The organism is Litoreibacter sp. (assembly GCF_039974535.1).
In the GTDB taxonomy this organism is placed as follows: domain Bacteria; phylum Pseudomonadota; class Alphaproteobacteria; order Rhodobacterales; family Rhodobacteraceae; genus Litoreibacter.
The window spans coordinates 97,507-118,883 of record NZ_JBDWIU010000013.1; the positions used below are offsets into that span (position 1 = coordinate 97,507).

Annotated in this window: 26 protein-coding genes; 21 read left to right on the top strand and 5 right to left on the bottom strand. The window is 55.3% G+C overall.

Going from position 1 to position 21,377, the window contains the following annotated elements; translation table 11 throughout:
- Positions 1–88 precede the first annotated feature (88 nt).
- A complete protein-coding gene (locus ABJN86_RS15775) occupies positions 89–538 on the top strand; it encodes a GNAT family N-acetyltransferase (protein WP_348363955.1) in 450 nt (149 codons plus the stop codon).
- A gap of 39 nt (positions 539–577) precedes the next feature.
- On the opposite strand, the gene ABJN86_RS15780 is transcribed toward ABJN86_RS15775, so the two are convergent.
- Positions 578–1,156 (bottom strand): NYN domain-containing protein, encoded by a 579-nt coding sequence (locus tag ABJN86_RS15780; RefSeq protein ID WP_348363956.1) that lies wholly within the window; start codon positions 1,154–1,156, stop codon positions 578–580.
- 93 nt (positions 1,157–1,249) lie between these two features.
- On the opposite strand from ABJN86_RS15780, the gene folK reads away from it, so the two are divergent.
- The 12 genes from folK to recO all read left to right on the top strand — a co-directional run bounded on the left by folK (position 1,250) and on the right by recO (position 10,486).
- Entirely contained in the window at positions 1,250–1,840 is a 591-nt protein-coding gene (gene folK, locus ABJN86_RS15785; protein ID WP_348363958.1) for a 2-amino-4-hydroxy-6-hydroxymethyldihydropteridine diphosphokinase, read from the top strand.
- A gap of 88 nt (positions 1,841–1,928) precedes the next feature.
- Positions 1,929–2,282: a DNA-directed RNA polymerase subunit omega gene (gene rpoZ / locus ABJN86_RS15790; protein WP_348363959.1), complete on the top strand. Its 354-nt coding sequence runs from the start codon at positions 1,929–1,931 to the stop codon at positions 2,280–2,282.
- A gap of 30 nt (positions 2,283–2,312) precedes the next feature.
- The gene (locus ABJN86_RS15795) at positions 2,313–4,436 is read left to right on the top strand and encodes a bifunctional (p)ppGpp synthetase/guanosine-3',5'-bis(diphosphate) 3'-pyrophosphohydrolase (protein ID WP_348363961.1); all 2,124 of its coding nucleotides are present in this window, start codon (positions 2,313–2,315) and stop codon (positions 4,434–4,436) included.
- Between the two features lie 42 nt (positions 4,437–4,478).
- On the top strand, positions 4,479–5,126 hold the full coding sequence (locus tag ABJN86_RS15800; protein ID WP_348363963.1) for a DUF2062 domain-containing protein: 648 nt from the start codon (positions 4,479–4,481) through the stop codon (positions 5,124–5,126).
- A 67-nt stretch (positions 5,127–5,193) separates the two neighbouring features.
- The gene (locus ABJN86_RS15805; RefSeq protein WP_348363964.1) at positions 5,194–5,937 is read left to right on the top strand and encodes a pyridoxine 5'-phosphate synthase; all 744 of its coding nucleotides are present in this window, start codon (positions 5,194–5,196) and stop codon (positions 5,935–5,937) included.
- The gene (locus ABJN86_RS15810; protein WP_348363966.1) at positions 5,934–6,557 is read left to right on the top strand and encodes a LysE family translocator; all 624 of its coding nucleotides are present in this window, start codon (positions 5,934–5,936) and stop codon (positions 6,555–6,557) included. Before ABJN86_RS15805 ends, ABJN86_RS15810 begins: the two co-directional genes overlap by 4 nt.
- Entirely contained in the window at positions 6,554–6,967 is a 414-nt protein-coding gene (gene acpS, locus ABJN86_RS15815) for a holo-ACP synthase (protein ID WP_348363968.1), read from the top strand. The genes ABJN86_RS15810 and acpS overlap by 4 nt, the downstream gene beginning before the upstream one ends.
- 55 nt (positions 6,968–7,022) lie before the next feature.
- The gene (lepB, locus tag ABJN86_RS15820) at positions 7,023–7,814 is read left to right on the top strand and encodes a signal peptidase I (RefSeq protein WP_348363969.1); all 792 of its coding nucleotides are present in this window, start codon (positions 7,023–7,025) and stop codon (positions 7,812–7,814) included.
- A 7-nt stretch (positions 7,815–7,821) separates the two neighbouring features.
- Complete coding sequence (gene rnc, locus ABJN86_RS15825) at positions 7,822–8,502, top strand: ribonuclease III (protein WP_348363970.1); 681 nt, start codon at positions 7,822–7,824, stop codon at positions 8,500–8,502.
- Entirely contained in the window at positions 8,499–9,413 is a 915-nt protein-coding gene (era, locus tag ABJN86_RS15830) for a GTPase Era (protein WP_348363972.1), read from the top strand. Before rnc ends, era begins: the two co-directional genes overlap by 4 nt.
- Positions 9,406–9,738, top strand: a complete 333-nt coding sequence (locus ABJN86_RS15835; RefSeq protein WP_348363974.1) for a DUF1491 family protein — start codon at positions 9,406–9,408, stop codon at positions 9,736–9,738. The genes era and ABJN86_RS15835 overlap by 8 nt, the downstream gene beginning before the upstream one ends.
- 13 nt (positions 9,739–9,751) lie before the next feature.
- Entirely contained in the window at positions 9,752–10,486 is a 735-nt protein-coding gene (gene recO, locus ABJN86_RS15840; RefSeq protein ID WP_348364018.1) for a DNA repair protein RecO, read from the top strand.
- On the opposite strand, the gene ABJN86_RS15845 is transcribed toward recO, so the two are convergent.
- Both ABJN86_RS15845 and ABJN86_RS15850 read right to left on the bottom strand, forming a co-directional pair.
- Positions 10,467–10,856, bottom strand: a complete 390-nt coding sequence (locus ABJN86_RS15845; protein ID WP_348363976.1) for an META domain-containing protein — start codon at positions 10,854–10,856, stop codon at positions 10,467–10,469. The two genes, recO and ABJN86_RS15845, sit on opposite strands and share 20 nt — an antisense overlap.
- Before the next feature lie 45 nt (positions 10,857–10,901).
- The gene (locus ABJN86_RS15850; RefSeq protein WP_348363977.1) at positions 10,902–12,593 is read right to left on the bottom strand and encodes an acyl-CoA dehydrogenase family protein; all 1,692 of its coding nucleotides are present in this window, start codon (positions 12,591–12,593) and stop codon (positions 10,902–10,904) included.
- Between the two features lie 148 nt (positions 12,594–12,741).
- Here ABJN86_RS15850 and ABJN86_RS15855 point away from each other — a divergent pair, with 148 nt between their 5' ends.
- Entirely contained in the window at positions 12,742–13,509 is a 768-nt protein-coding gene (locus ABJN86_RS15855; protein WP_348363979.1) for a sulfite exporter TauE/SafE family protein, read from the top strand.
- Here ABJN86_RS15855 and ABJN86_RS15860 read toward each other — a convergent pair.
- Together ABJN86_RS15860 and ABJN86_RS15865 are read right to left on the bottom strand one after the other, a co-directional pair.
- A complete protein-coding gene (locus tag ABJN86_RS15860) occupies positions 13,506–14,075 on the bottom strand; it encodes a DUF3859 domain-containing protein (protein ID WP_348363980.1) in 570 nt (189 codons plus the stop codon). The two genes, ABJN86_RS15855 and ABJN86_RS15860, sit on opposite strands and share 4 nt — an antisense overlap.
- Positions 14,072–15,670, bottom strand: coding sequence for a phosphoenolpyruvate carboxykinase (locus ABJN86_RS15865; RefSeq protein ID WP_348363981.1), 1,599 nt, complete (start codon positions 15,668–15,670; stop codon positions 14,072–14,074). Before ABJN86_RS15865 ends, ABJN86_RS15860 begins: the two co-directional genes overlap by 4 nt.
- Before the next feature lie 316 nt (positions 15,671–15,986).
- Here ABJN86_RS15865 and ABJN86_RS15870 point away from each other — a divergent pair, with 316 nt between their 5' ends.
- From ABJN86_RS15870 to ABJN86_RS15900, 7 genes are read left to right on the top strand one after another with little or no spacing between them, the layout of a single operon-like run.
- Positions 15,987–16,688 (top strand): response regulator transcription factor, encoded by a 702-nt coding sequence (locus ABJN86_RS15870; RefSeq protein WP_348363982.1) that lies wholly within the window; start codon positions 15,987–15,989, stop codon positions 16,686–16,688.
- A 26-nt stretch (positions 16,689–16,714) separates the two neighbouring features.
- The gene (locus tag ABJN86_RS15875) at positions 16,715–18,409 is read left to right on the top strand and encodes a sensor histidine kinase (RefSeq protein ID WP_348363984.1); all 1,695 of its coding nucleotides are present in this window, start codon (positions 16,715–16,717) and stop codon (positions 18,407–18,409) included.
- A 39-nt stretch (positions 18,410–18,448) separates the two neighbouring features.
- A complete protein-coding gene (locus tag ABJN86_RS15880; protein WP_348363985.1) occupies positions 18,449–18,889 on the top strand; it encodes a serine kinase in 441 nt (146 codons plus the stop codon).
- Complete coding sequence (rapZ, locus tag ABJN86_RS15885; protein WP_348363987.1) at positions 18,886–19,788, top strand: RNase adapter RapZ; 903 nt, start codon at positions 18,886–18,888, stop codon at positions 19,786–19,788. Before ABJN86_RS15880 ends, rapZ begins: the two co-directional genes overlap by 4 nt.
- A 16-nt stretch (positions 19,789–19,804) precedes the next feature.
- A complete protein-coding gene (locus ABJN86_RS15890) occupies positions 19,805–20,188 on the top strand; it encodes a PTS fructose transporter subunit IIA (protein WP_348363989.1) in 384 nt (127 codons plus the stop codon).
- 8 nt (positions 20,189–20,196) lie between these two features.
- Entirely contained in the window at positions 20,197–20,466 is a 270-nt protein-coding gene (locus ABJN86_RS15895; protein WP_348363990.1) for an HPr family phosphocarrier protein, read from the top strand.
- Positions 20,467–20,480: 14 nt separating this feature from the next.
- Positions 20,481–21,368 carry a lysophospholipid acyltransferase family protein gene (locus ABJN86_RS15900; RefSeq protein ID WP_348363991.1) on the top strand — a complete coding sequence of 296 codons (888 nt, stop codon included), beginning with the start codon at positions 20,481–20,483 and terminating at the stop codon, positions 21,366–21,368.
- The last annotated feature ends 9 nt before the right edge of the window (positions 21,369–21,377 follow it).

Below are 21,377 nucleotides of genomic sequence, written 5' to 3' on the forward strand. Positions count from 1 at the left end.
TGGCACTCCTGCTTGCTATCAGATTTAAGGTCTGGTCGAGCTGGGGTCCAGTGTGCATTCTGCGGCTTCAAGGAATGCGAGGCGAATTATGACGGTTCTTATCAGGGCAATTGAAAATACAGACCGGACATCGTGGGATGCTCTTTATGCCAGCTATGCCGAATTTTATCAGGTGGAGCAAACGGCGCAAATGCGCGGTGCTGTTTGGGAGTGGCTGATGGATAGCGCCCATGAGGTGAACGCATTCGTCGCTGTCGTTGACGGTGAGCTGGTGGGTTTGGCGCATTACCGTCAATTCGCGCGGCCTTTGGCAGCGGGGTTAGGCGGCTTCTTGGACGACTTGTTCGTCAGCCCCAATGCACGTGGCTTGAAGGTCGGTGATGCATTGATTGCTGCCATAAAGGTCGAGGCCCGCAATCGAAGTTGGGGTATTGTGCGTTGGATTACCGCTGACGACAACTATCGCGCGCGTGGGGTGTATGACCAATTGGCAAAGCGAACGTCTTGGGTGACCTATGATATGGATGTCGAAGGCTGATACGAAAAACGCCGGAGCATTGCCCCGGCGTTTGATGTGTTATTCTGTTGTTTCGCGGTCTCGTTCTCTGCTGAAACTCATGTCGCCCTCACGAGGTGGGCGGCCGATGACATCGCGTAGTTCGTCGAGCTCGATGAAATTGTCGGCCTGACGGCGCAACTCATCGGAGATCATTGGTGGGTTGGAGCGAATGGTCGAGACCACGGAGACGCGCACCCCATTGCGCTGTACCGCTTCGACCAATGGGCGGAAGTCGCCGTCACCCGAGAAGATCACGATGTGATCTACGTGCGGCGCCAGCTCCATCGCATTGACGGTAAGCTCAATGTCCATGTTGCCTTTGACTTTACGGCGACCTTCACGGTCTGTGTATTCCTTGGCCGGTTTGGTGACCATGGTGAAGCCATTGTAATGCAGCCAGTCGACAAGTGGCCGTATTGGGGAATAGTCGTCGTTTTCCAGCAAAGCTGTGTAGTAGAATGCGCGAAGCATTTTGCCCCGCCGCATGAATTCGTGTCTTAGGAGTTTGTAGTCAATATCAAACCCTAAAGACTTGGCGGCAGCGTATAGATTCGACCCGTCTATAAACAATGCCAATCGTTCGTCTTTATAAAACATTAATTGTCCTTCCGATAAACGCTCAACCCAATTAATAACCCCGAGTGAGAGGCGTAGGCGAACGCGCCTCAACGAACATAAGGATAAATACCTATGCCGCAACCCACGGGGGGTCACAAAGAGCTGATAATAGCCTATGTTGCGCTGGGTTCTAACGCCACGTCAAGCTTTGGAACGCCTTCTGAAACGCTGCGCAGAGTTATGGCGGTCATTTCTTGCGAATCTGTTAGCGTATTGTCGGGAAGCCGCTTTTTTCAAAGCCCTGCCTTTCCAGAGGGCAGCGGGCCGGACTACGTAAATGCCGCAATCACCATCGAAACGACGCTGTCAGCGGATGAATTATTGGCGCATTTGCACGGTATCGAAGCTGATTTTGGACGTGAGAGGAATGGCCGCTGGACTGCACGAACAGTTGATCTGGACCTATTAGACTTTGATGGTCAGATTGCCCCAGATGTTGCAACGGCTAGGAACTGGATCAACCTGCCGTTGGGACAACAGATGGTTGAAGCACCAGAGCAATTGATCTTGCCTCATCCAAGGATACAAGACCGCGCTTTCGTACTGATTCCTTTGGCTGATGTTGCCCCGGACTGGGTGCATCCAATTTCAGGTGAATCGCTTCAAGAGCTGCTGTCTGCCTTGCCGGACGCTCAAAAAGACGCAATTTCCCCTTTGGAGTGATCACTTCGTTGGGTTTTGAGGTTGTATTCGCGCTTTAAGGGTCCTAATTGTGCGGTCTGACATCCCCTGTGAATGACTGGAGTCCCCAATGGCCCGCGTGACGGTTGAAGATTGCGTAGACAAAGTTCCTAACCGCTTTGAGCTGGTTATGTTGGCGTCCCATCGTGCCCGTGAGATTGCGTCCGGTGGCGCACTTACAGTGGATCGCGACAACGACAAAAACCCTGTCGTATCGCTGCGCGAGATCGCTGACGAGACCCAAACCGCTGACGAGCTGCGCGAGCGCATGATCGAAAGCAACCAGACACAGATCGAAGTTGACGAGCCAGAAGAAGATGCAATGGCACTTCTCATGGGCGTTGAGCAGGACAAGCCTGCTGAAGATGACATGTCTGAAGAAAAGCTGCTTCGGGCGTTGATGGAAGCACAAGGGCCTAAATAAGGCCCTCAAGAATGGCGACGGACCACACGGATGATTTCTGACAGCGACCTGATCGCATTGGTCCGCGCCTACAATCCTAAGACAAACGAAGCCTTGATTAAGGATGCCTACGCCTACGGTGCAAAAATGCACGAGGGGCAGACGCGGCATTCCGGTGAGCCCTACTTTACCCACCCCGTTGAAGTTGCCGCCCTGCTAACTGAGCAGAGGTTGGACGACGCCACGATTGTGACGGCGCTTTTGCACGACACAATCGAGGATACAGGTTCCACCTTTTCGGAAGTCGAAACCCGTTTCGACAGCGAGATTGCCGAGCTCGTAAACGGCGTCACCAAGCTTACCAACCTTGAGCTGAGCTCCACCGAGACCAAGCAGGCCGAGAACTTCCGCAAGCTGTTCATGGCGATGTCCAAAGACCTGCGGGTGATCTTGGTGAAGCTCGCCGACCGGTTGCACAACATGCGCACCATTAAGCACATGCGCACTGAGAAACAGATTCAGAAATCCCGCGAAACCATGGACATCTACGCGCCGCTGGCTGGCCGCATGGGGATGCATTGGATGCGAGAAGAGCTGGAAGATCTGGCCTTCCGCGTGCTGAACCCTGAAGCGCGTGCGTCGATCATTCGCCGCTTTATCACGCTGCAAAAAGAAACCGGCAACGTCGTTCCAAAGATTAACGACGACATCCGCACGGAGCTTTCACGCGAAGATATTGGGGCAGAGATTTATGGGCGCGCGAAGAAGCCGTATTCTATCTGGCGCAAGATGGAAGAGAAGAAGCAAAGCTTCTCGCGGTTGTCGGATATTTACGGGTTTCGGGTGATCACCAATTCCGAAGACGACTGCTACCGCGCGTTGGGTGTACTTCACCGCCGTTGGAGCTCTGTCCCCGGCCGTTTTAAGGACTACATTAGCCAGCCGAAAAGTAACGGCTACCGCTCCATCCACACGACTGTGTCGGGGCGCGATGGCAAGCGGGTCGAAATCCAAATCCGTACCCGCCAGATGCATGACGTGGCCGAAGCCGGTGTTGCGGCGCACTGGGCGTACCGCGATGGCGAACGGGTACAAAATCCCTTTGCTGTTGACCCGTCCACTTGGGTCTCAACGATGACCGAGCGGTTCGATCAGGCCGACGATCACGGCGATTTCCTCGAGCACGTGAAGCTAGAGATGTATTCGGATCAGGTCTTCTGCTTCACACCGAAGGGCGAAGTTATCAAGCTGCCACGTGGTGCCACGCCTTTGGATTACGCCTATTCGATCCACACGCGGATCGGGCATAGCTGCGTTGGGGCTAAGGTTGACGGCTTACGGGTGCCGTTGTGGACTCGTTTGCGGAATGGCCAATCGGTGGAGATCATCACGGCAGAGGGGCAAAAACCGCAGCCAACTTGGATCGACATTGCGGTCACTGGGCGCGCTAAGTCTGCGATCCGCAAGTCACTGCGTGAAGAGCATCGCGACCGCTACATCAAGTTGGGGCGGGAGCTTACGCGGGTGGCGTTTGAGCATATCGACAAGAAGGCCACCGATAAGGCGCTAGAGACTGCAGCCAAAGAGCTGAGCTTAACCGATGCGTTGCAACTTCTGGAGTACGTTGGCTCCACTGAATTGTCCGCACATGAGGTCGTGACTGCCCTGTATCCTGAATTGGTCGAGAAGGCCGATATGGATGTGGTCGATGCCAAGCGTCCTGTTGTCGGCCTGCCGGAAGGCTTGCAAGTTAAGCGGGCATCCTGTTGTCAGGCAGTCCCTGGTGAGCGCATTGTTGGCATCAAGCACAAGGGCCAAGGGGTTTTTGTGCATGCGATCGCTTGCGATGCCTTGGTCGAGTTTGAGGAACAACCTGAGCGTTGGTTAGACATCCACTGGCATAGCGGGCGTCACTCCGCGAGTAATGCCGTAACTTTGTCGCTGACAATCGGAAACAGTTTTGGCGTCCTAGGGCGTATTTGCACATTGATCGGGGAGCAGAAGGCGAATATCTCCGACATGCATTTCGTTGATCGCAAGCCTGACTATTTTCAACTGTTGGTTGATGTAGACGTGCGTGACGCCGAGCATTTGCACGGCGTTATGACCGCCATCGAGGCAGACAGTGATGTGGCAATGCTAGAGCGGCATAGGGATCTAAGCCGAAAACCATAGCGAGTACCCCCGTCGAGCGGGATGAAGAGGTGAAATACCAACGTGTTCAAACGTAGAACGCCAAAAAGCTGGGCCCTTTGGGCACTGCATTTGCTCTGGCCGCAAGGCGGGTGGGGCAGGGCGTTTGACTACGTAAAACATCGTGTACGCCGGCTTCCCGACAACCCCGATAGGATTTCACGCGGCATCTTCGCGGGCGTGTTCACGACATTCACACCTTTCTATGGCTTTCACTTCTTTATCGCGATTTTTATCGCGAAGGTTATGCGCGGCAACATCTTGGCTGCGTTGATGGCGACGTTTTTTGGGAACCCGCTGACTTACCTCCCTATCGGGGTAGTCTCTTTGAAAACGGGCCACTTTCTGCTGGGCACAGAGTTCGAAGAGAACATGAATATAGGCCGCCGTTTCGCGGGGGCTTGGCGCGACCTGAAAGACAATTTCGTCGCGATGTTCACCGATGATGTGGCCCATTGGAGCCGCCTAGAGGGCTTTTATGATGAAGTCTTCTTCCCCTATATGATCGGTAGCCTCATCCCAGGTATCGTTGTGGCGACGATTATTTATTACGTGAGCCTTCCCTTCATCGCAGCCTATCAAAACCGCCGAAAAGGCCGGATCAAGGCGAAGTTTGAGGAAATCCGCAAACGCAAAGCGGCAAAAAAGGCCGAGGACAAGTCGTCGCAATAAGCGTTGTTGAGCTTACCGCGCGTTCTCCTATGATCCGAATATAGATCTATCCAAAGGGATTCATTTGATGACCAGCAAGCTGCGCCTTGGCGTCAACATTGACCACGTTGCAACTGTCCGTAACGCCCGTGGGGGCGACAACCCTGATCCCGTGCGGGCCGCGCTTTTGGCGCAAGAGGCTGGGGCGGATGGCATCACGGCGCATTTGCGTGAAGACCGACGCCATATTCGCGACGAGGACATGGCCGCGATCAAAGATGCGATCTCGGTACCGTTGAACTTTGAGATGGCCGCGACGGATGAGATGCAGAAACTTGCGCTGGCCACCAACCCGCATGCGGTTTGTCTTGTGCCGGAGCGGCGTGAGGAACGCACGACCGAAGGCGGGTTGGACGTCGCGGGTGATGACAATCGTTTGGCAGCATATATCGCCCCGTTCAAATCTGCTGGCACACGTGTGTCGTTGTTCATTGGCGCTGACGAGCGTCAAGTTCGCGCCTCCGCACGTATCGGGGCGGATATCATTGAGCTTCACGCTGGCAGCTATTGCGACGCCTTTGCGGAAGGCCGCTTTGCTGACAGCGATATCGAATTTGATAAACTCCGCAACATGGCGACGCTGGCGCATTCATTGGGCTTGGAGGTTCACGCGGGGCACGGGTTTACCTTTGACAGCGTGAAACCTGTCGCGGCCCTTCCTGAAATCGTCGAGTTGAACATCGGACACTTCTTGATTGGTGAGGCTATTTTCATTGGGCTTGGCCCCGCGATCAAAGAAATGCGCCGGTTGATGGATGAGGCGCGTGCATGACGGGCGTAGAGTTCGGGCTGTTACTTTTCGCATGGGCCATTGGCGGGGCATCCCCGGGACCTGCGACCTTGGCAATTGCGGGCACGTCGATGGAGCGAGGGCGGCGGGCTGGGCTGGCCGTGGCCGCTGGTATCGTTTGCGGCTCGGCCTCTTGGGGCGTTGCGGCCGCATTGGGTATGAGCGCGTTGATGATTGCCAACGCGTGGTTGGTTGAAGTTTTGCGTTATGTTGGCGCGGCCTATCTGATGTTTCTGGGCTTCAAAGCGTTGCGCTCTGGTTTATCGGACAAGCCGTTAACCAAGGTGCAAGCGAAACGGGGCGGACTGCGTGCGGTCTACCTCAAAGGGCTACTGCTTCACTTGACCAACCCCAAAGCGATCTTTGGCTGGGGGGCGATTTTTGCAATCGCGGTGCCACCCGGGTCCGACCCACGCGCGGTTTGGGAAGCATTCGGCGCACTCTTCATCGTATCAAACCTTGTGTTCTTCGGCTACGCGCTGATGTTCTCGACCGCCGCGTTCATCCGTGGCTACCAAAAGATGCGCCGGTGGTTTGAGATTAGCTTTGGTCTCATGTTCGGATACGCGGGCTTCAAAATCCTAACCGCGAGGCTGACATGATACTTGGGGTGGGCACCGATCTGGCCAATATTGAACGGATCGAAGGCACACTGAAACGCTTTGGCGACCGGTTCCGCAACCGCGTGTTTACGGATGTGGAGCAACTCAAGGCAGAGCGTCGCAAGGATGTCGCCGGTACATATGCGAAACGTTGGGCGGCGAAGGAAGCGTGCTCGAAGGCGTTGGGCACAGGGCTGCGCATGGGGATTTCGTGGAAAGATATGGCCGTGAGCAACCTGCGTACGGGGCAGCCCGTGATGGAGGTCACGGGCTGGGCCGCGGAGCGATTGCGTGAGATGACGCCCGCTGGGTATGAAGCGATAATCCATGTCACCCTAACTGACGATCATCCTTGGGCGCAGGCATTTGTGGTCATAGAAGCACGACCAATTGTACAGGCTCCGGCTTGACTCCGAACCTAGCCCGCCGCATGTAGCAACCAACCTTTAAAATAAGAGAAAATTGATGGCACTCAGCAGCGAAAAAGAACCCGAAGGCATAATGGAAACCGTGAAGACGGTGGTTTACGCCTTGGCGATTGCCGCCGTGTTCCGCACCTTGTTCTTTCAGCCGTTCTGGATTCCGTCAGGGTCGATGAAAGACACGTTACTGGTTGGTGATTTCTTGTTCGTGAACAAGATGGCCTACGGCTACTCGCAATATAGCTGCCCATTCGGCGCGTGCCCAATCTCAGGCCGCATTTTTGGATCGGATCCAGAGCGTGGCGACGTGGTTGTTTTCCGCCACCCAGTGAGCGGCCAAGACTACATCAAGCGCCTAGTCGGTCTGCCGGGTGACAAGGTGCAGGTGAAGGAGGGCGTCTTGTTCCTCAATGGCCAAGCGCAAAAGCAAGAGCCCGTCGAGCCGTTTGTCGAGACCTATGAGGCGCAAGGTTCCGTTGGCGGCTTCCCCGCGTGTGGCAATGGCGCGGTTGGCCTTGGCGGCGAGTGCGTGAAAGAACGCTTCATTGAGACACTTGAGGGTGGTGTTAGCCACTCGATCTTGAATATTCGCGACGGTTTGGGGGCGGATAACACCCCTGTGTTTGACGTGCCGGAAGGCCACTTCTTCTTTATGGGCGATAACCGCGACAACTCTATCGATAGCCGCTTTGCTCAGGCCGGTGGCGGCGTTGGCATGGTGCCATTCGCGAACCTTCTGGGCCGTGCGGACCGCGTGATCTTCTCGTCCGCTGGGTCACGTATGTTGTATTTCTGGACTTGGCGCGGCGACCGCTTCTTTAAAGCGATTGAGTAGGCCAGCTATGAAACTGTCGGGTGAACTATCGGCTTTTTGCGACCGGATCGGATACCGGTTTCAGGAGCCGGAGCTGCTCGTGCGCGCGCTGACCCATGGCTCAATATCGTCAGCAACGCGGCCCGACAACCAGCGGCTAGAGTTCCTTGGAGACCGTGTGTTGGGGCTGGTCATGGCGGAAGCCTTGCTGGATGCGGATACTGCGGCGACAGAAGGCATTTTGGCTCCACGCTACAATGCACTGGTGCGCAAAGAGACCTGTGCGGCCGTAGCGCGAGACATCGAACTGGGGGCCGTGCTGAAACTAGGGAAATCAGAAATGGTTTCGGGCGGGCGCCGTAAAGAAGCCTTGCTAGGTGACGGGATGGAAGCCTTGATCGCCGCGGTCTACCGCGACGGGGGCTTCAATGACGCCCGCGACTTGATCTTGCGCCTGTGGGGTAAGCGGGTCCATGAAGTCGATGACGATGCCCGCGACCCTAAGACGGCCTTGCAAGAGTTTGTGCAAGCGCGTGGCGAGCAGGCCCCGAAATATGAAATTATCAAGCGCGAAGGCCCCGACCACGCGCCGGTATTTACCATCGCAGTGACACTTGCCTCGGGCGAGAGCGCACAAGCGAAAGCAGGGGCCAAGAGGCAGGCGGAACAGGCCGCGGCCAAGGCGCTTTTGGAAAGGCTAGACACATGACTGAAGCAACCCGCGCGGGGTTCATCGCGCTGATCGGGGAACCGAACGCTGGCAAATCTACACTGCTGAACCGGATGGTCGGCGCGAAAGTGTCGATTGTGACCCATAAGGTGCAAACAACCCGCGCACGTATTCGCGGTGTCGCGATGGAAGGTCAGGCGCAATTGGTGTTCGTTGATACGCCGGGTCTGTTCCGTCCGCGCCGCCGGTTGGACCGTGCGATGGTGGCAGCCGCTTGGTCCGGCGCATCGGACGCAGACATCGTGGTGTTGCTGATTGAAGCGCACCGCGGGATTACCGAAGGGGTCAGCGCCATCCTTGACGGCTTGGCCGAGCGCACGAGCGGCGCGCCTGTGGTCTTGGCGATCAACAAGATTGACCGCGTGAAATCCGACGTGTTGCTTGGGCTAACCAAAGAACTGAACGAACGTTTCGCGTTTCAGGAGACGTTCATGATCTCCGCCGAGCGAGGCCACGGCGTCGACGCCCTGCGCGGCTGGCTGGCGGGCGAAGTGCCCGAAGGCCCTTGGCTCTACCCCGAGGATCAACTGGCCGACGCGCCCATGCGCAACATCGCGGCGGAGATTACCCGCGAGAAACTGACCCTGCGCCTGCACCAAGAACTGCCTTACCAAATGACAGTTGAGACGGAGAGCTGGGAAGAAAAAGACGACGGCTCCGCCCGCATTGAGCAGCTGATCTACGTTGTCCGCGACGGCCATAAGGGCATCGTTTTGGGCAACAAGGGGGAGACTATTAAGGCGGTAGGCAAGGCTGCGCGCGAAGAGCTTGTGGAATTCCTTGGCCGTAAGGTTCACCTGTTCTTGCAAGTAAAAGTCCGCCCGGGCTGGCTGGAGGAAAGCGAACGCTACTCCGAGATGGGCTTGGACTTTAAAGACGGTAATGTCTGATCGCCTGACCACAGATTTTTGGGTCTCGGCCTACCTAAACCGGCTACGGCTGGCGAACATTCCGGTGTTTGTCACGTCCAAAGGCGACCTGACCGCTGGCGTTGTAATGGTGAAGCTGAACACGTTGGACGGGCAGGCGGTGGCGTATCAGCGATCCTTTGACCTGATGACCGGCACACGCGCTTGGGTGGTCCTGAGTGACGGCGCCGAGCGGGACGTGGACGACGCCATCGCCAAGCAGCGCAGTTTCGATCCAGACCTTTGGGTCATTGAAGTCGAAGACAAATTGGGCCGACATCTGCTAGATGAAGACGGTCTTGCCTAACGGAGCATGAATGATGGATTGGCGTAGCCAAGGGGTTTTGCTATCGGCGCGCCGCCACGGCGAGCACGCGGCCATCATTGATGTGTTCACCCCTGAATATGGCCGCCATGCGGGTGTTGTGCGCGGTGGGGCTGGGCGAAAGCTGGCCCCCGTTTTGCAACCCGGCGCGCAGTTGGATGTGTCGTGGCGCGCTAGGCTGGAAGGGCACCTTGGCGCGTTTACGGTTGAGCCGATCAAGTCACGCGCGGCCTCAGTGATGGGGGATCGCAAGTCCTTGGCGGGTTTGAACGCGCTATGCGGCTTGCTTCAGTTCGCCTTGGCAGAACGCGACCCACACCCTGACCTATACGAGCGCACGCTGCTGGTCTTCGACCTACTTGGCGAAAGCGAGGCTTGGCCGTTGGCATATGTTCAGTGGGAGCTGGCCTTGCTGGAAGAGTTGGGTTTCGGGCTGGACCTGTCGAGCTGCGCGGTAACCGGCGGCATGCAAGAGCTGATCTATGTGTCGCCACGCACGGGGCGGGCCGTCTCGCGCCAAGGGGCGGGGGAATGGGCGTCTCGTTTGCTAAGTTTGCCGAACTGCTTGCGCGGGGTCGGGGACGGATCATTGGACGGGGTGCCAGATGCATTGGCCACGACGGGGCATTTCCTGACCACTTGGATGGCCCCGCAATTGGGCAACAAACCCCTGCCGCCCGCGAGGGCGCGCTTGGTCGAGGCGCTTGGCGCTATTTCGTCACAGCCTTGAAGACCATCTCCTGCCCGTCGTCAGTTGACAAGATAAGTGTCTCGCCCACCGCCTCGGATAGGGTCATGGCCCTGAGCGCATCAAAATAGGCAGTCTCGGCGTCCAACTCGGGGCAGGCCTTTTTGGTGCTCCCGATGGCGGTTGCTTGGAACCAAGGGTAGGGGGCCGTCTGCTCGCCAAAGTAGCGGTTGCATGGTGCCTGCCCCGCGATTTTTCCAGCTTCAGGAAACGTGATGGTGGCGTTTGCTGGGAACGGGAGGTCATTCACCGTCTTCAATTGCCAGACAACGTCTTCCTCGGCGTAGCCCGAAATGGTCTCGTCTTTGCAGTACGCCAGAAGTGTCAGTGCTATGAGGGCTATGTATTTCATGAGGCGCAGCTTACAGGGGCTGCACCTCATGTTTAATCCCTATTTTTAGTCGAGAAGCCGACGTGCGATCACTTGCGCTTGAATTTCGGCGGCACCCTCAAAAATGTTGAGGATACGGGCATCGCACAGAATGCGGCTGACTTTATACTCTAGCGCGAAACCGTTCCCACCATGGATTTGCAACGCGTTATCTGCACTCGCCCAAGCGACGCGTGCAGCAAGCAGCTTCGCCATACCTGCCTCTAGATCGCAACGGCGATCGTTGTCCTTCTCTTCGGCAGAGAAATAGGTCAGTTGGCGTGCGATCATCGTCTCCACTGCCATCATCGCGATTTTGCCGGATACCCGAGGGAAATCGATAAGAGATTTGCCAAACTGCTTGCGCTCTTGCGCGTATTGCATCGCCACATCGATGGCCGATTGCGCCACGCCGATTGCACGGGCAGCGGTTTGGATACGGGCGGATTCGAAGGTCTGCATCAGTTGCTTGAAGCCTTGGCCTTCCGCGCCGCCAAGCAGGTTTTCACCTTTGACGTGGAAGTTATCGAAGGCCAATTCGTATTCCTTCATGCCGCGATACCCTAACACTTCGATCTCGCCGCCAGTCATGCCGTCAGTCGGGAAGGGGTGCTCGTCGGTTCCGGGGGTCTTTTCGGCGATGAACATCGACAGACCTTTGTAGTTGGTCGTCTCAGAGTCCGTGCGCGCCAGCAAAGTCATGAAGTGGGTGCGCGCAGCGTGGGTGATCCATGTTTTGTTGCCCGTCACCTTGTAGTCGTCACCGTCCTTTACTGCTCGGGTGCGCAAGGAGCCTAGATCGGAGCCTGTGTTGGGTTCTGTAAACACCGCCGTGGGCAATGTCTCGGCAGAGGCCAGTTTGGGGAGCCACTTTTCCTTTTGCTCCTCAGTGCCGCCGCACAGGATTAATTCGGCCGCGATTTCGGAGCGTGTGCCGAGGGAGCCAACACCGATGTAGCCACGCGACAGCTCTTCCGAGACAACAACCATAGACGCTTTGGACAGGCCGAACCCGCCGTATTCTTCAGGGATCGTCAGGCCGAAGACACCCATCTCCGCGAGCTCTTCGATGATTTCCATCGGGATCAACTCGTCGTTGAGGTGCCAATCGTGGGCGTGCGGTTCTACCTTCTCAACCGCAAAACGACGGAACTGTTCGCGGATCATCTCCAATTCATCATCAAGGCCGGATGCGCCGACGATGATTTCCGCTGAACGTTCTTGCATCAACTCAACAAGGCGCGTTCGGGCGGCTTGAGTGTTGCCGCCTTGGGTCAGCGTCATGATCTCTGGTGCCATCATCGCGCGTTGGTCGTCTTGGGTAAGCCCGATATCTTGCAGTCGCAGAATTTCGCCCTGCGACATTGGGATGCCGCCATATAACTGCCAAAGGTATTCGCCAAAAGCGATCTGGTGGATGAGCTGCTCCACTTCGGTAAAGCGACCGTCAGCGGTAAGTTTCTCAGCCCATTTTTGCATCTGCGTGAGGGATTGCACGTAGGTTGCGAGCCACGCCAAGCCGTGGGCGGCGGTTTGGTTTTTCTCAAGTAATGAGCCGGAAATGCGCCCGTTTTCAGTAAGCTCGGTGCGTACCACTTCTTTGGCCTTGCCTAGCAAATCGTCCAGCGGCGCTATGGTCGCGGCGGTCAAGGTTAAGAGGTCTGGTAGAACCGCGTCGTCTGTGGTCGCGAGGGTCATATCTTGTCCATCATGGGCCATGTCACGAATCCTTTATAGGGCTTTTCAATGGGATAATCCTTTTGCAAGTGCAGCGCAACTTTAATGCGAAAAAATGACCATTAATGAACAAATGTGTCGCAGGGTAATTTTGGGCTGTGCTCGGTGACCAAGCAGGTTACCAAGAGGAGTGGAGTTTCTATCAGATATAATCTCGTTTCAACTACTGGTGCTTGCTATGGTGGTTGGTGTGGCGGCCGGCTTCGTGAAAGGGGTCGTGGGCTTCGCGATGCCTATGATATTTATCTCGGGCTTAAGCAGCTTTATCTCGCCGGAACTGGCACTGGCAGGTTTGATTTTGCCGACTGTGGTGACCAACGGGATGCAAGGCTTGAGGCAGGGGCTGGGCGCGGCTTGGTCCTCGATGAAAAAGCTTAAGGCATTCTTGTGTGTTGGAGGGGTTATGCTGGTCATGAGTGCGCAACTTGTAAGTGTCATCCCGTCGAGCGCGCTGTATTTGGCGATTGGCACCTTCGTGATGCTATTTGCGACGCTTCAATTGTGGGGGTGGCGGCCAAAGCTATCGGGAAACGCGACTGGCGCAGAACTGATCGCTGGCACCTGTGCGGGTTTGGCTGGGGGCGTCTCAGGTATTTGGGGCCCGCCAACGGTTTTATTCCTGAACGCTGTTAATACGCCGAAACAAGACCAGATGCGTATCCAAGGGGTTGTTTACGGGTTAGGAGCGCTTCTATTGCTGGCGGCGCATATCAAATCCGGTATTTTGATTGCCGCGACAGTCCCGTTCTCTGCCCTGTTGGTGCTGCCAGCTGTCATTGGGGTTTGGCTGGGATTCAAGGTGCAAGACCGTATTGATCAGGCGATGTTTCGTAGGGCGACATCCTGTGTATTGATCATCGCGGGCCTAAATCTAATCAGGCGTGGTTTGCTGGGTTAAGACAGCAAGGCGCCTGAGCAATAGCTCGATAGATTGGTGACCTGCGATGGCGGAACTACCTTGAAACTGACCGAATAGAGCATTTTGCCTTGGTAGTTGGCCTGCATTGTCCAATCACCTGGAACCATCTCGAACGGGAATTCAAAGAGGAAGAAATTTAAGTTTGATCTCCGCGCTCTGAGATCGCTTCGCCAACGTTCGTCAGAGACGTCCGTGCCGTGATAGGGTGGATGCAAAACGGTAATCTCAACGTCATGAATGCTGACGCCTGTGGGCAGCTTTGCGTCAACGCCAAAGCCAATCCCTTTAGACAGTGGGATGATCTGTGTTGTGTGCTCGATCTGCTGAGTGCGGTCGCGTTGGGTGATGAACCCTAAATGGGTGTCTGGGGCGGGAAGCCGTTTAGCTGTCCCCGACGGGCAGACGATCCCGTAATCGATGCTGGAGAAGAGAGTGTCATCAAAAAGGACTTCAGGCGCAACACGATCCCTGTGTTGCGCCTGCAATTGTTGTGTCACGCTCAAAGCGCCAACTATGAGGGCTGCGATGAGCGTTGAGCCGTTCATCCGATAGCGGCTTCTTTCACGTCGGCGTCGATGAAGGGCACATATTGGCCAAAGTTTTCGGCGAACATTTCCACCAGTTTGGACGCTTGGGCATCATAAGCCGCAGCGTCGTCCCATGTGCGTCTGGGGTCCAACAACAAGTCGGCCACGCCTGCACATGCCACCGGAACGTCAAACCCGAAGTTTGGATCCTTGCGGAATTCACCCTCGTTGAGGTCGCCGTTCAACGCCGCAGTCAGCAAAGCGCGGGTGGCGCGGATGGGCATGCGTGATCCAGTCCCGTAGGCCCCGCCAGTCCAGCCTGTGTTTACCAACCAGCAAGATGCGCCGTGGGTGGCAATCTTTTCACGCAGCAGGTTGCCGTAGACCTCTGGACGGCGCGGCATGAAGGGTGCGCCAAAGCAGGTCGAGAAGGTCGGCTCCGGCTCTGTCACGCCACGCTCTGTGCCCGCAACCTTGGATGTGAAGCCGGACAAGAAGTGATACATAGCCTGCGCAGGCGTCAGGCGGGCAATCGGAGGAAGCACACCGAAGGCATCACATGTCAGCATGATGATGTTCTTAGGGTTGCCACCAAGTGCCGTGTCGGACGCGTTGGAGATGTAGTGCAGCGGGTAAGCGCAGCGCATGTTTGCTGTTAGGCTGTCATCCTCGAAGTCCAATTCCTTGGTGTCTTCATCAAAGACCATATTTTCGATCACGGTGCCGAATTTCTCGGTCGTGGCGTAAATTTCCGGCTCCGCATCTGCAGACAGGGATATGGTCTTGGCGTAGCAACCACCCTCAAAGTTGAAGATGCCGCGATCGGACCAGCCGTGCTCATCATCGCCGATCAATGTACGCGATGGATCCGCAGACAAGGTCGTCTTCCCAGTGCCAGACAGGCCGAAGAACACGGCCGCATCGGCAGGGTTGTTGTGCGCGTGGTTGGCCGAGCAATGCATCGGCATGATGTTCTTCTCTGGCAGAAGGTAGTTCAGCAGCGAGAAGACCGACTTTTTGTTCTCACCTGCGTAAGCCGTGCCGCCGATCAAGATAAGCTTCTTGTCGAAGTTCATCGCAATCACTGTTTCAGAGCGGCACCCGTGACGATCAGGGTCTGCTTTGAAGCTTGGGCAATTGATGATTGTGAACTCGGGCACGAATGCTTCGAGCTCTTGCGCTTCTGGGCGACGCAGCAAGTGGCGAATGAACAGCCCGTGCCATGCCAACTCGGTGACGACACGCACATCAAGACGGTGCATTGGGTCTGCACCACCGAAAAGGTCTTGAACGAAGTAGTCGCGGCCCTTCATGTGCTCAATCATATCCGCGTGCAAAACGTCGAAAGCCGCGGGCTCCATTGGGGCGTTGTTTTCCCACCAAATGGTGTCCTCAACAGAGGGTGTACGCACCACAAACTTATCCTTGGGAGATCGGCCAGTGTGCTTGCCTGTCGTAACCAAGAAAGCGCCACCTTTTCCAAGGGTTCCTTCGTCTCGCTTTAAGGCTTCTTCAACCAAAGCTGGCTCAAGATAGTTATAGTAGACGCCCCCAAGGCCAGTAATACCCTGTTGGTCCAACGTGTGCGTCGGATTTACGCGTCCTATAATCATGAGCTTGCTCCTGTAGCGGGAAATACCCGCATATCCTTGTTTTAGACAGGTCTTGTACCTGCCGATGTCCCCCCGGCGGCGGGACTGTCTTTCATATACCAGCGGGGGTTTTTCGAAGAAACCGGCTGAACGGGTGTTGATAGCGTTATCATTGCTCTGAGGTGCGGCAAATTAGTCAAACATTAGGTCTCATTCTGTCAAATGAGGCCACTGATAGGTTGATTCGCCACAATTCCATTGATTCCGAGCGAACAAGCGCCGATGGTGTGACAAAAATAATAATCAACGAGCAGTACTCAGTACAAAGGGGCCTCCGATGTCTAAAATCGCGCTGGTGGATGACGACCGCAATATTCTGACCTCAGTCCAAATGACTCTCGAAGCAGAGGGTTTTGAAGTGGAAACTTATAACGACGGGCAAAGCGCGCTGGATGCGTTTGCTCGGAAAATGCCTGACATGGCGGTTCTTGATATCAAGATGCCAAGAATGGACGGCATGGATTTGCTTCAACGATTGCGGCAAAAGTCAGAAATTCCCGTGATTTTCCTCACATCTAAAGATGACGAGATTGATGAGGTTCTGGGTTTGCGCATGGGCGCCGATGACTATGTTCGCAAACCATTCTCGCAGCGCTTGCTGGTAGAACGCATTCGTACAATCTTGCGCCGTAAAGAAGCGATTGCGAAAGATGATGCAGGCGAAGGCGAAGTCGCCCAAACTATGGTGCGCGGCGATCTGGAAATGGACCCCTTGCGCCACACTGTGACGTGGCGTGGTAATGATGTCTCTTTGACAGTGACAGAATTCTTGTTGCTGCAGGCACTGGCGCAGCGTCCCGGTTTTGTAAAGTCTCGCGACCAACTGATGGACGTCGCTTACGACGACCAAGTTTACGTTGATGACCGTACCATCGACAGTCACATCAAACGCTTGCGCAAGAAAATGCGCACCGCTGACGATGAGTTCTCTGCGATTGAGACACTCTACGGCATCGGATATAGATATAACGAAGAGTAATTATGTCATTAGTGTCGAGGTTTTCTATGGCTAGTTCCAGGCCAGCGAAAAATGCTGAATTAGTTATGGGCGAAGATTGGACGCGGTCTGGTGACAGTGTCGAACAGGAGCTCAAAACTAAGAGAGAGAAGCGGAGTTTTATCTCGCTGAACCGCTCCCCCTTGGCGCGAAAAATAATCACGTTTAACTTGCTGGCGCTGGTGTTGCTTGTCGCGGGCGTGTTGTTTTTGAACCCGTTCCGCGACAGTCTTGTTGCGCAACGTGAAGTGGCATTGGTCGCCGAAGCGCAGTTGATTGCAGATGTCTTTGAAGCGCAGATTGAGATTCTGGGCGGTGATGTAGAAGTAACCAACCCTTCAGCGACGCTAAGTGCTTTGGACATTGCGTCGGATGTTGAAGTCTATGTCTTTTCAACCGATGAGACACTGCTTGCGACGAATGGTGGCGCATCTCATGAGGGAGCCTCGGGTGCAGCAGCCTTAAATCAAGATCATGGTGGTATAGTAATCATCGGATTTTTGAACAAAGTCTGGGACGGTATCTCAGGTGCCTTTGGATCTCGTAACTCGTCCGAGCAAGGTGTGTCAGGTGAGCAGGCGGCGCGCAGCTTGCTCGGCGACACTGTCTCAGGAGAAACGCAGGTCCGGACCGGGCTCGATGGCGCTGGCGGAAGTATTTTTTCGGTCGCTACACCGATTGAACGTGGAGGCGACGTAATTGCATTCGTTGCCTTGACGACCCCGGCCGGTCAGATCGATCAACTGGTTCGAAGCGAACGTGAGCAGATACTGCAGATGTTTGTGATAGCGCTTTTGTTATCCATTGGTTTGAGCCTCGTGCTCGCGTCCACAATTGCGAACCCGCTTTCAGATTTGGCTGCGGCGGCAGAGTTGGGGCAAGATAAGAACGCGCGCAAGGTAAGCCCCAGCCGCGTGCGTATACCCGACCTCACAGCGCGCCCTGATGAAATTGGCCGTTTATCCGGTGCTATGCGTGGGATGGTTTCTGCCCTTTATGAACGTATCGATGCGAATGAACAGTTCGCGGCAGATGTTGCGCATGAAATTAAGAACCCTTTAGCGTCCTTGCGATCAGCGGTGGGGACTCTTCATTTTGCTAAATCGGGCGATCAACGGACTCGTCTGCTGGACGTGATCGAGCATGATGTCCGGCGCTTGGATCGTCTTGTTAGCGATATTTCCAATGCGTCCCGCCTTGATAGTGAGCTGGTGAAGGAAGACGAAGAACCGTTTGACTTGATGCATATGATCAAAAACTTGACGGAGTACTTGGGGCAACAAGCAGCCGAGAATGGCGTCGAATTCATCAAGGACGTCCCTAATGAACCCATTATTATCCACGGCCTTGAGGCGCGTCTGGCACAGGTGTTTGTAAATTTAATCACCAATGCCACGTCGTTCTGCGAGGAAGGTGATGCCGTACGCATTTGGGCGCGCCGTCGTGACGATCGAATTCTTGTTGTCGTTGAAGACACCGGACCGGGCATCCCCGAGCAAGCGCTAAATAAAGTGTTCAACCGATTTTATTCGGAGCGACCAGAGCGGCAATTTGGCAATCACTCCGGACTTGGTCTGGCGATTTCCAAACAGATCATCGAAGCGCATGGCGGAGTTATCTGGGCAGAAAATATTCGCCCAACCGATGCCGACGTGACCTCCGAGCCACTGGGCGCGCGTTTTGTGGTTGGCCTGCCAACCTAAGTCTAAGTAGATGCAAGGTCTTTTGGGGTGAGTATGCAGATGCCTTTCGTCCCCCCGTGCCAAATACATGCTTCCTGCGTTTCCGTTGATGGACGTGGGTTGGTCATCGTCGGACCCTCTGGCTCAGGTAAGTCTACCTTAGCGCTTCAATTGATGGCTTTGGGGGCGGAACTGGTCGCAGATGACCGCTGCGATCTGTCCAGCTCAATTGAAGGTATATATGCGGCGCGCCCGTCTGAGTTACCTCAAGCGATTGAAGCACGTGGCCTAGGGCTGCTCTGCGCCAAGTGCATCGATCGTAGCCGAATCGTGGCCGTAATCGACCTTGGAAGGACCACTGAAAACAGGCTCCCTCACCTCAAAAACGTAGAAATTGACGGTCACACGCTCTCGCTTCTCCACAACAGCACACAAACTGACCTAGCTGCTGCGCTTTTCCACTTTCTAAAGTCTGGCTTTCACGCTTCTATGAGTGAATGACAAAGAGTGAGCCAGGGGCCGCCCCCCATCAAATTGTTATCGTGACCGGCCCGTCCGGAGCCGGCCGTAGCACCGCGATTAACGCTTTGGAAGACTCAGGCTTTGAGGCAATCGATAATCTACCGTTGTCATTGATCCCCCGCCTGCTTGACGGCCCGCCATTGGCGCGATCCGTGGCACTTGGGGTGGACGTTCGAAATCGCGATTTTACAACCAGAGCTTTTATGAAGTTGCTGGAAACGCTACCTGCCCAGACAGACGTCGAGGTGAGCCTGCTGTATCTCAATACGCGCGAGGATGTCTTGATCCGGCGCTATTCAGAGACACGTCGCCCACATCCGATGGCCCCCAATGAAAGCTTGCAAGAGGGTATCCGGCGTGAACGGGAGCTGCTTGGGGCGATTCAATCGCGCAGTGACGTCGTCGTGGATACGTCCGATCTGTCACCACATGAGTTGCGCGAGGAAGTCACCAAGCTCTTTGCGGCTAAAGGCGAGGGCGGCTTGTCTGTTTTGATCAACTCGTTCTCGTATAAACGAGGCGTGCCGCACGGCGTTGATTTGGCGTTTGATTGCCGCTTCTTGCGCAACCCGCATTGGGACCCAGATTTGCGAGGATTGACCGGTCTAGAGCAGCTTGTTGCGAATTACGTGATGGCCGATGAGCGTTTCGATCCATTCTTCGAAAAATTGACTGATTTGGCGGACTTCTTACTCCCAGCGTTTCATGATGAAGGGAAATCTTACCTAACTATTGGGCTGGGGTGCACTGGTGGGAAACATCGCTCGGTTGCCGTAGCGGAAATGATGGGCAAGGCCCTTGCAAATAAGGGTTGGCGCGTGTCTATAAGGCATCGAGAGTTGGAGCGCCGAGCAAAGCTTGGGGCAGGGGTTATATGAACGGGATGTTTGTCGAGTGATCGGAATAGTCATCGTCGCACATGGCGGACTGGCAAGAGAGTACTTGTCAGCGGTCGAGCATGTGGTCGGTAAGCAGACCGGCATTCGTGCAATAACGATTGAAGAAAACCATGACCGCTCCGACAAGCAATTGGAAATTTGCGGCGCGGCCGATGATGTTGATCGTGGCGCAGGCGTCGTTGTTGTGACGGATATGTTCGGCGGCTCACCTTCCAACCTGTCGCTGAGGGCTTGCAGCCCCGACAATCGTCGCATTCTATTTGGGGCCAATTTGCCCATGCTCATTAAACTTGCAAAGTCGCGGTCACATGATGTGGATACCGCCGTCGAACTCGCCAAAGACGCGGGCCGTAAGTACATCAACAGTTTTGACGGGTAGGCAAGGCAATGGCTGAAAGCACTTTGAAGATCGTTAACGAAAAAGGGTTGCATGCACGGGCCAGCGCCAAATTCGTTGAGGTTGCAGAGCAGTACGACGCGCGGGTGACTGTGTGCAAAGATGGCATGGACGTATCAGGCGATAGCATTATGGGGCTATTGATGCTCGCAGCATCGCGAGGGACATCAATCGACGTACGCACAGATGGTGCAGATGCGGACGCTGCGATGACGGCTTTGTCAGCCTTGGTGGCAGATAAGTTTGGCGAAGGCTTTTGAGCGGGGATCATGACATGAGCGACACCCCACCTGAACAACCACGCACCGAGGATCTTCCTTACGACCACCCTGAGTATGTGGCCTACGACAAACGCGACCTTTCCTACGCGAACACGTTTTCCAACCCGTGGAAGGCCAACACGATCCGTGTGATGGAGTTTCTAACTGGCAAGCTGCACCTTCTCTACTTGATCCGCAAGTTTGAGCGTGGGGGCGTAAAGTTCGGGCAGGGGTTTTGGCGGGATGCGCTGGATGTCATGGGCATCGAGCTGCAAACGCCACAATCGCAGATCGATAACATCCCCAAAGAAGGACCGGTTATTTTCGTCGCCAACCACCCACATGGTTTGGTGGATGGCATGGTTCTAGCCGAACTGATCGGGCGCGCCCGTACCGACTACAAAATCCTCACTCGGTCACTGCTGACGGGGGTAAACGCGATCGACATGTTTATGATCCCTGTGCCGTTCCCGCATGAGGAAGACGCGTTACAAAAGAACCTGGAGATGCGTCGCAAAGCGATGGAGCACCTTAAAGACGGGGGAGCGATTGTGTTGTTCCCATCTGGTGTTGTGGCAACCTCTGAGAGCGCGTTTGGGCCAGCTATTGAGGCGGAGTGGAACCCCTTCACCGCAAAGATGATCCATCGCTCGGGTGCCAAGGTGGTGCCGATTTATTTCCAAGGTCAGAACTCGCGCGCTTACCAGATTGCTAACAGGCTATCAGCAACATTGCGTCAGGGGCTATTGATCTACGAGGTGCGTCACGCGCTGTATAAACCCCAGGCCCCCGTGGTAGGCGAGGAAATCGACCCAGAAGAGATTAAAAACTGGGCGAGCAACCCGCGCGGGTTTGTCGCTTGGCTGCGCGAAAAAACACTGGCTTTGAAGCCCAAAGACTAGGGTTCGCGA